The following is an 8,668-nucleotide window of genomic DNA, read 5'->3' on the forward strand; positions in this document are numbered from 1 at the left end:
CCTCACCCCGATCAGGAGCACCGCCGATGACCGCGCCCACCCCGCACCCCAGCACCGAGGGCCGTACCCCGTACCCGGTCGGTCTGCTGCTGGCCGGCCGTCGCGTCGTGGTGGTCGGTGGCGGCCAGGTCGCGCAGCGGCGGCTGCCCGCGCTGATCGCCTCCGGCGCCGAGCTGCACCTGATATCCCCGGCCACCACCCCGGCCGTCCAGGCGATGGCCGACGCGGGCGAGCTGACCTGGCACGCCCGCCCGTACCGGGACGGTGACCTGGCCGGCGCCTGGTACGTCCTGGTGGCCACCGACGACCCGGCGGTCAACACGGCGGTCAGCGCCGAGGCCGAGCGCGAGCGGGTGTTCTGCTCACGCAGCGACGACGCCTCGGCCGCGTCCGCCTGGACGCCGGCCAGTGGCCGCGACGCGGGCGCGACCGTCGCCGTCCTGACCGGCGACCCGCGCCACTCCGCGGCCCTGCGCGACGCCATCGTCGGCGGCCTGCGGGACGGCTCGCTGGCCTCCCGCCAGTACCGCTCGCACGGCGCCGGCGTCGCCCTGGTCGGCGGCGGCCCCGGGGACCCGGACCTGATCACCGTGCGCGGCCGCCGACTGCTCGCGGACGCCGACGTGGTGGTCGCCGACCGCCTGGCCCCGCGCGAGCTGCTGGCCGAGCTGCCGGAGCACGTCGAGGTGATCGACGCGTCGAAGATCCCGTACGGCCGGCAGATGGCCCAGGAGGCGATCAACCGGGCGCTGATCGATCACGCCCGGGCCGGCAAGTTCGTGGTCCGGCTCAAGGGCGGCGACCCGTACGTCTTCGGCCGAGGCGGCGAAGAGCTGCTGGCCTGCGCCGAGGCGGGCGTCCCGGTGACCGTGGTGCCCGGGATCTCCAGCTCGATCAGCGTGCCGGAGACGGCGGGCATCCCGGTCACCCACCGCGGGCTGACCCAGGAGTTCACCGTGATCTCCGGCCACGTCGGCCCGGACGACCCGCGTTCGGTCACCAACTGGCAGGCCGTCGCTGGGATGAGCGGCACCCTGGTGCTGCTGATGGCCGTGGACAAGATCGGCGCGATCGCGGCCACGCTGGTCGCGCACGGCCGCCCGGCCGACACCCCGGTCGCCGTCGTCCAGGAGGGCACCACCGCCGCCCAGCGCCGGGTGGACGCCACCCTGGGCACCGTCGCCGCGGTGGTCGAGGCCGAGGGGGTCAAGCCTCCGGCGGTGATCGTCGTCGGCGACGTGGTGAACGTCCTCGCCGCCGCTTTCCGGGCCTGACGCCGGCCCGGCACTGCGGAGTGGGAAGTCGGCCGGTCCGACTTCCTACTCCAGCGGCTGTTCCGTCCAGATGACCTTCCCGGTCGCGGTGTAGCGCGTCCCCCACCGCTCCGCGAACTGCGCCACCAGGAACAGCCCGCGCCCGCCCTCGTCCTCGGTCGCCGCGTACCGCAGGTGCGGCGAGGTGCTGCTGCCGTCCGACACCTCGCAGATCAGCGTCCGGTCGCGCAGTAGCCGCACCCTGATCGGCGCGGAGCCGTACCGGATCGCGTTGGTCACCAGCTCGCTCAGGATCAGCTCGGTGACGAACGCGGCCTCGTCCAGCCCCCATTCCGACAGCCGTACCGCCACCTGCGCCCGGACCGTCCGCACCGCCGCCGGATCGGCGGGCACGTCCCACTCGGCGACCTGGTCCGGCGCCAGCACCCTGGTCTGCGCCACCAGCAGCGCGATGTCGTCCTGCGGGTGCACCGGCAGCATCGCCCCGAGCACGTCCGCACAGGTCTGCTCGGCCGTGCGCGGCGGCCCTTCGAGCGCCGCCCGCAACTGCGCCAGCCCCTCGTCGATGTCCCGCTGGCGGTCCTCCACCAGCCCGTCGGTGTACAGCACCAGCCGGCTGCCCTCGGCGAGCTCCAGCTCGACGGTCTCGAAGGGCAGCACCGCCAGCCCCAGCGGCGGCCCGGTCGGCAGCTCGGGGAACACCACGTTCCCCTGCGGGTCCACCACGGCCGGCGGCGGGTGCCCGGCGCTGGCCAGCGTGCACCGCCGGACGACCGGGTCGTAGATCGCGTACAGGCAGGTCGCCCCGGCCAACCCCGAACTCTCGCTGAACGCCGCCTCGTCCTGGTCGATCCGGTTCACCAACTCGTCCAGGTGCCCCAGCAACTCGTCCGGCGGCAGGTCCAGGGTCGAGAAGTTGTGGATCGCGGTGCGCAGACGCCCCATCGTCGCCGCCGCGTGCAGCCCGTGGCCCACCACATCGCCGACCACCAGCGCCACCCGTGTGCCCGGCAGCGGGATCACGTCGAACCAGTCCCCGCCCACCCCGGCCTGCGCCGGCAGGTAACGGTGCGCCACCTCCAGCGCGTTCTGCGGCGGCAGGCTGCGCGGCAGCAGGCTGTGCTGCAGCGTCACCGCCATCGCGTGCTCACGGGTGTAGCGGCGGGCGTTGTCGATGCACACCGCCGCATGCGCCACCAACTCCTCGGCCAGCACCAGGTCCTCCGGCTCGAACGGATCAGACCGCCCCGACCGCCAGAACCGGGCCACCCCCAGCAGCACCCCGCGCGCCCGCAGCGGCACCCGCACCAGCGAGTGCACGCCGTACTCCAGCACCTGTTCCGAGCGCTCCGGATCCTGCCCCCGCCAGCCGTGCGCCTCGGCCAGCCGCGGTTCCAGGCCGGGCGCCCCGCTGTGCAGCGCCCCGGCCAGCGGGGTGGCGGGCACGACGTCCAGGACGGTGCCCACCGGATAGAACGGCGCATCGGTACTGATCCCGGCGACCGCCGCCCGCCGCATCCGGCCCAGCGAGACGCCCGGCGGCGGCTCCTCACCGAGGTGCACCTGCTCGCCGAGGTCCACCGTGACGAAGTCCGCGAACCGTGGCACCGAGACCTGCGCCAACTCCTCCGCGGTCCGGGTCACGTCCAGCGAACTGCCCACCGTCACGCCGGCGTCGTACAGCAGCCGCAGCCGCCGCTGCGCGCCTTCGGCCCGGCCGGTGAGCGCCAGCAGCTCGGTGGAGTCGCGGAGCGTGGCGACGCAGCCGGGCGGGCCGCCCGCCTGGTCGGTCAGCCGTACGTTCACGGCGAGCAGCCGCTCCCCGGCCAGCACCACCTCGTCGGTCACCCGGCGGTTGGCGGTCAGCAGCTCCAGCGGGGCCGGCTCGAGGCCGAGCTCGGTGACGGGGCGGCCCTCGGCGTCCGGCGGCAGGTCCAGCAGCCGGCGCGCCTCGTCGTTGCAGAGCAGCAACTGCCCGTCCCCGCCGACGATCATGACGCCCTCGCGCACCGCGTGCAGCACGGCCGCGTGGTGCTCGTACATCCGGGTCATCTCGGCCGGGCCCAGCCCGTGCGTCTGCCGCCGCAGCCGCCGGCTGATCAGCGCCGTGCCCAGCGTGGCCAAGCCGATCGCGCCGGCCGCCGAGCCCAGCACCACCGGCAACTGGCGCTCGCTCGCCGTGGAGACGTGGCTCAGGGTCACGCCCGCCGAGACCAGCCCCACCACCGAGCCGTCCGGCGCGTACACCGGGACGACCGCCTGGACGAGCGGCCCGAGGGTGCCGCTGAGGTGCTGGGTCACCACCTGGCCGTGCAGCGCCGGCTCATAGGTGCCGACGAACTTCTTGCCGATCCGGTCCGGGTTGGGGTGGGTGTAGCGGATGCCCTGGTTGTTCAGCACCACGATGAAGTCCACGCCCGAGGAGATCCGCGCGGACTGCGCCTTCGGCTGCAGGATCGCGGTGGGATCGGGGGAGCGCAGCGCGTCCACCATGCCCGGAGAGTTCGCGAAGGACTGGGCGACCGCCACCGAGCGGTTGCGGGCCTCGCGGTCGGCGTCGTTGTGCGACTGCACCACCAGCGCCGCCACGGCCGCCACCACCAGCAGCAGCACGATCAGGACCTGCAGCGCGAACACCTGTCCGGCCACCGACCGGTGCCGTACCGGTCCCGACCGCTTCGCGCGCGGAAGCTCTTGCCGACCATGTGGGCGCCCACCGGAGGAGCCGGCGTCGCCGGTGGCACCAGAGGCCGACGGAGCCCAGGATCGGCCCGGGTTTCGGGCCATACGGTCATATTTGCACTCCGAGTAGCCCGCTACCACCCCGTGCCCTCGGCCGTTTGGCCTTCCCCGTCCCGGCTTGGCAAGATCGCAGGGTGTCCGAACCCCGCACCATCACCGACCCGGCCGACCCCCGCCTCGCCGACTACACCGGCCTCACCGACGTCGAACTGCGCCGCCGCCGCGAACCCGCCGAGGGCCTGTTCATCGCCGAGGGGGAGAAGGTCATCCGCCGCGCCCTCACGGCCGGCTACCGGATGCGGTCGATGCTGCTCACCGCCAAGTGGCTGGACGTCATGGCCGACGTCATCGCCGAGGCCGACGCCCCCGTCCACGTGGTCGAGCCCGCGCTCGCCGAAGCCGTCACCGGCTACCACGTCCACCGCGGCGCGCTCGCCTCGATGGAGCGCAAGCCGCTCCCCGACGCCGCCGACCTGCTCACCGGGGCCCGCCGGGTCGCCGTTCTCGAAGGCCTGGTCGACCACACCAACCTCGGCGCCATCTTCCGCAGCGCCGCCGCCCTCGGCATGGACGCCGTCCTCCTCTCACCCGACTGCGCCGACCCGCTGTACCGCCGCGCCGTCAAGGTCTCCATGGGCGCCGTCTTCGCCGTCCCGTACGCCCGCCTCGACCCGTGGCCGACCGCCCTCACCACCGTCCGCGAGGCCGGCTTCACCCTCCTCGCCCTCACCCCCGCCGACACCGCCGTCGACCTCGCCACCCTCGCCCCCCACACCCTCCCCAAGACCGCCCTCCTCCTCGGCGCCGAAGGCGACGGCCTCACCCCCCAAGCCATCGCCGCCGCCCACCACCCCGTCCGCATCCCCATGTCGCACGGCATCGACTCCCTCAACGTGGGCGCCGCCGCAGCCGTCGCCTTCTACGCCGTCACCACCCCCACCTGAGCCCGCCCGCACACCATCGAGCCACCGCCCAGCGGCAGACAGCTCCGGTTGCCCCACCCTGCCTCCCAACCAAGCAGCCCCCGACACCCGCCCCGAAAAACCGGCCGAGCCGCCTTCCTACGCCAGCACCCCTCGGCCACTCGAGCCAGCTCAGCCCACCGCCGCGCCGGAAGTCGGCCCCACCAACCCTGCGCCCCCGCGCCAGAAGCCGACCCCCTTCACCCACCCCGGCGCGGGCCCGGCGCCGCCGCACGGAAAGTCGGCCGAGCCGACCTCCTACGCGTGCGCCTCTGGGCCACGCGCCCCCCCAGCAGCTTCATCGGCCGGTCGCGCATGGTCGCCGCCCGCGTAGGAAGTCGGCCCACCCGACTTCTCGGGCGGCCGAAGACTTGGGAAGCCGGTTCTCTTCTATGCCGCACTCGGACCCATGTGCGAGCCACTACTACCGTGGGTTTGGCCCTGACGCTGCGCACGGAAAGTCGGCCGGGCCGACTTTGCTGCCTTCGTTCCGCCGCCGCGTTTCGGCATTCCGGGGCGGATAGGGATGGGGCTGCACAGGAAGTCCGGCTGCCTGGCTTCTTGGCGCGGGGTTGCAGCTGAGCCGGTGTCCTGCTGCGCGCTGCTGCCGGCGCCGTGCGCGGGAAGTCGGCCGGGCCGACTTTCTGTGCCTCAGCCCGCCGGGGAGGTGGGAGGTGGTGGGGCGGCTGCCGGGGGTGGGGTCGTGGGGCCGGCGCCGGGCCAGGATTCGTCGAGGGTGCCGTCGGCGCGGACGGTGTAGCGGGTGGAGGTGATCGAGCCGGTGGCGGCCGCGCGTTCCTCGCGGACGACCGCGTTGCCGTCCAGGCGCCAGGTGGCCGTGGCCTGCGGGTCGGCCGTCGACGTGCGGGAGGTGGTGACGACGGGGTTGTCCCCCGTGAAGGTGTAGAGCTGGACGAGGTCGACCGGCGCCGAGCCGTCCGCCCGCCGCAGCACGATCACCGTGGCCGGCTGCCCTTTGTACCGGGCCGGCAGCACCGCGCTCAGCGAGACCTGCGGTCCGCCACCGACGGAGTGCCCGTTCTTCAGTGCGACGGAGGCCCCGCCGATCCCGTCGGGGTAGCTGCGGTTGGGCCAGTCCACCACCGGGCCCGGCCCCTGCGCGGGCGCCAGCCCGCTGTCCCCCGCACCGCCCCGGGCCGCCGCAGGGAGCGGCGTCGCCGAGGTCTGCGGTGCGACGTCCACGGAGGTCCCCGGCACGGCCAGTTCACCGCCGTGGCCACTGGTGCCCGTCGTCGCGGTCTGCCCGACCAGCGGCCGCGCTCCTTGGTTGCTCCGGTTCTCGCAGCCCTGCGCCGCCGCGATGGCCAGCGCCACGCCGATGGTGACGGTGACGAAGACGACCAGCCGCTGCCGCAGCAGCCGCTGTCGCGCCGTGCCGGGCCGCCCACCGGGAGCGGGGGTGTACTGCCGGTCCCGGGGCCGGGGGCGACCGGGCGGTGGAGTCTGCGGTCGCTCCCGCAGCGGCCGGGTCACCGGGGTGGCCTCGGGCCGCTGGGCGGGAGCGGCCGGGCGTCGCGGCGGGGTCCCCGCCGCCTGCCCGCCGGGGTGGCCGGCGGCCGCGGCCCTGGCTCTCGAAGGTGCGGCGGCCTCGGGCTGACGGCCCGGCACCGGGACACCCTGCCGGACATCCTCCGGCATGGCGTGCGCGCCGTGCGCAGCGTGGGAGCCGTACGGCCCGTACGGGCCCTGCGCACCCTGCGGGGGAGCGGCCGGCGCCGCCGGAGCGCCCCGCCGAGGGCGTCCGCCGCCACCGGCCTCCGCCTCCGCCGCGGCCGCACCGCGGGCGGCCAGCTCGCTGAGCCGCTCGTGCAGCGCGGCCGCGCCCGGCCGCTCGGCGGGCTCCTTGGCCAGGCAGGCCCGGATCAGCGGTGCGAGCGGCGGCGGGACGGCCGACAGGTCGGGCTCCTCGTGGACGACCCGGTAGAGCATCACCTCAGAGGACGCTCCCGACCCGAACGGCGTGTCCCCGGTGAGCGCGTACGCGAGCGTCGCCCCGAAGGCGAAGACGTCCGTGGCCGGGGTGACGGCCGCGCCGCGCACCTGCTCGGGGGCGAGGAAGCCGGGGGAGCCGACGGCCGTGCCGACGTGGGTGAGGGTGCTGGCGCCGCGGGACCAGGCGATGCCGAAGTCGATGATCCGCGGCCCGCGGGGGGAGAGCAGGATGTTGGAGGGCTTGAGGTCCCGGTGGACGACCCCGGCCTCGTGCACCTTGACCAGCCCGTCGGCGAGCGCCGCCCCGATCCGGGCGGCCTCGGGCCAGCTGAGCGGCCCCTCGTCGCCGACCCGCTTGTAGAGGGAGGGCCCGGGCACGTACGCGGTGGCGAGCCAGGGGCGGTCGGCCTCGATGTCCGAACCGACGACCCGGGCGGTGCAGCCGCCGCGGATCCGGGAGGCGGCGGCGATCTCGCGCGCGAAGCGGGTGCGGAACTCCAGGTCCTCGGCGAGTTCGGCGCGGATCAGCTTGAGTGCGACGCGCTGCCCGCGGCGGTCGGAGCCGAGGTAGACCACTCCCATGCCGCCGGCGCCGAGCCGCCGGTGCAGGCGGTACGGCCCGACGATGCGGGGGTCCTCACGCCTCAGCCGCATCATCGCCATGTCCGTTCCCCGTCAGCCCGTGGGTGAGGCCCCGTCGGTTGGGGCATCGTCAGTTCCTGTCCGGCACAGCTTACGGACTGGCCGCTGCGGTGTGCTGATACGCAACGCCTCAAGCCACCGTGCGATTGTCGGATCGTGAGCTGAGCTGCAGGTCACAGGAGTGCCGAATCGTTTCTCGGGGTTACCCCTCAGGGTTCCCCCGGGGCGGGGAAACGCCTCTCTCCCCCTGCGGTAGTACGCCTTGAGTCGGAGGCTCATCCTCGGGAATGCCCGAGGAACAGTACGACGGCATGACGTCCGCGAGGCCCCCGACCAATAGCGTTGTGCCCAGCGGTGGACGGGGAGCTCGTCCCCCGAGGTAAGCCGTTCACCGCGCCAACTCGACCGGATCAGGAGCAGGGCCATGGCGATGCAGACGGGAACTTCCCGCCGGCGGCGGCCGGCCTTCATCCAGCCCCAGTCCGCCGAGCAGCCCACCCGGCACCCCGCCGTCGCGCTGGCCATCGCGCTGCCGTGCGCGGTGCTCCTGGTACTGCTGTTCGGGGGGTGGGACCAGATGGTCAGCCAGGCGGAAACCGTGGCCGACCTGATCGGCCGCTGAGGGAGGAACACCAGAAACGGGCACTGGTCCCCCGGGGACGGGGAGCAGTGCCGCCGGGGAGGCCGCGGCCGTGATGACACGCGGACGGGCGAGGAGCGGTGCGCAGAGCACCCCGGCAGGAGGAGACGCCGCGTACGGACGTCGGTGAGGGCGACCGTACGCGGCTCTTCTCCTTCTTCACCGCCGGACCGGAACGACACCGGACCGGAACGACGAAAACGGCCGGGGCCGCGAACCCTACGGTTCGCGGCCCCGGCCGTTACTGTGCGCGATACTGGGATTGAACCAGTGACCCCTACCGTGTCAAGGTAGTGCTCTCCCGCTGAGCTAATCGCGCCTGGTGAGGCGGTCCTGCAGCAGACCCCGGAGGGCCCGGCGTGCGCGATACTGGGATTGAACCAGTGACCCCTACCGTGTCAAGGTAGTGCTCTCCCGCTGAGCTAATCGCGCCTGGTGAGGCGGTCCTGCAGCAG

At 74.2% G+C, this 8,668-nt stretch carries 4 protein-coding genes, 2 tRNA genes and 1 pseudogene; 3 read left to right on the forward strand and 4 right to left on the reverse strand.

Annotated features, from left to right (window positions below; translation table 11 throughout):
* Positions 1–26 precede the first annotated feature (26 nt).
* Positions 27–1,274: a uroporphyrinogen-III C-methyltransferase gene (gene cobA, locus ACZ4WV_RS29300; protein ID WP_465751642.1), complete on the forward strand. Its 1,248-nt coding sequence runs from the start codon at positions 27–29 to the stop codon at positions 1,272–1,274.
* Between the two features lie 45 nt (positions 1,275–1,319).
* On the opposite strand, the gene ACZ4WV_RS29305 is transcribed toward cobA, so the two are convergent.
* Complete coding sequence (locus tag ACZ4WV_RS29305; RefSeq protein WP_465751643.1) at positions 1,320–4,061, reverse strand: SpoIIE family protein phosphatase; 2,742 nt, start codon at positions 4,059–4,061, stop codon at positions 1,320–1,322.
* An 89-nt stretch (positions 4,062–4,150) separates the two neighbouring features.
* Here ACZ4WV_RS29305 and ACZ4WV_RS29310 point away from each other — a divergent pair, with 89 nt between their 5' ends.
* The gene (locus ACZ4WV_RS29310; RefSeq protein WP_465751644.1) at positions 4,151–4,960 is read left to right on the forward strand and encodes a TrmH family RNA methyltransferase; all 810 of its coding nucleotides are present in this window, start codon (positions 4,151–4,153) and stop codon (positions 4,958–4,960) included.
* A 1,383-nt stretch (positions 4,961–6,343) separates the two neighbouring features.
* On the opposite strand, the pseudogene ACZ4WV_RS29315 reads toward ACZ4WV_RS29310, so the two are convergent.
* Positions 6,344–7,594 (reverse strand): annotated as a pseudogene (locus ACZ4WV_RS29315) (serine/threonine-protein kinase); the annotation flags it as partial.
* A gap of 403 nt (positions 7,595–7,997) precedes the next feature.
* Here ACZ4WV_RS29315 and ACZ4WV_RS29320 point away from each other — a divergent pair.
* The gene (locus ACZ4WV_RS29320) at positions 7,998–8,195 is read left to right on the forward strand and encodes a hypothetical protein (protein ID WP_465751645.1); all 198 of its coding nucleotides are present in this window, start codon (positions 7,998–8,000) and stop codon (positions 8,193–8,195) included.
* A gap of 265 nt (positions 8,196–8,460) precedes the next feature.
* Here ACZ4WV_RS29320 and ACZ4WV_RS29325 read toward each other — a convergent pair.
* Together ACZ4WV_RS29325 and ACZ4WV_RS29330 are read right to left on the reverse strand one after the other, a co-directional pair.
* Positions 8,461–8,532 (reverse strand) — tRNA-Val (locus ACZ4WV_RS29325).
* A gap of 41 nt (positions 8,533–8,573) precedes the next feature.
* Positions 8,574–8,645, reverse strand: a tRNA-Val gene (locus ACZ4WV_RS29330).
* Between the last annotated feature and the right edge of the window lie 23 nt (positions 8,646–8,668).

This window comes from Kitasatospora sp. NPDC029312 (genome assembly GCF_055569215.1).

What these genes read in the sequence shown, in the direction of transcription:
- cobA (WP_465751642.1), top strand. Translation starts at nt 27, where the DNA reads ATGACCGCGCCCACCCCGCACCCCAGCACCGAGGGCCGTACCCCGTAC.
- ACZ4WV_RS29320 (WP_465751645.1), top strand. Translation starts at nt 7,998, where the DNA reads ATGGCGATGCAGACGGGAACTTCCCGCCGGCGGCGGCCGGCCTTCATC.
- ACZ4WV_RS29305 (WP_465751643.1), bottom strand. Translation starts at nt 4,061, where the DNA reads ATGGCCCGAAACCCGGGCCGATCCTGGGCTCCGTCGGCCTCTGGTGCC.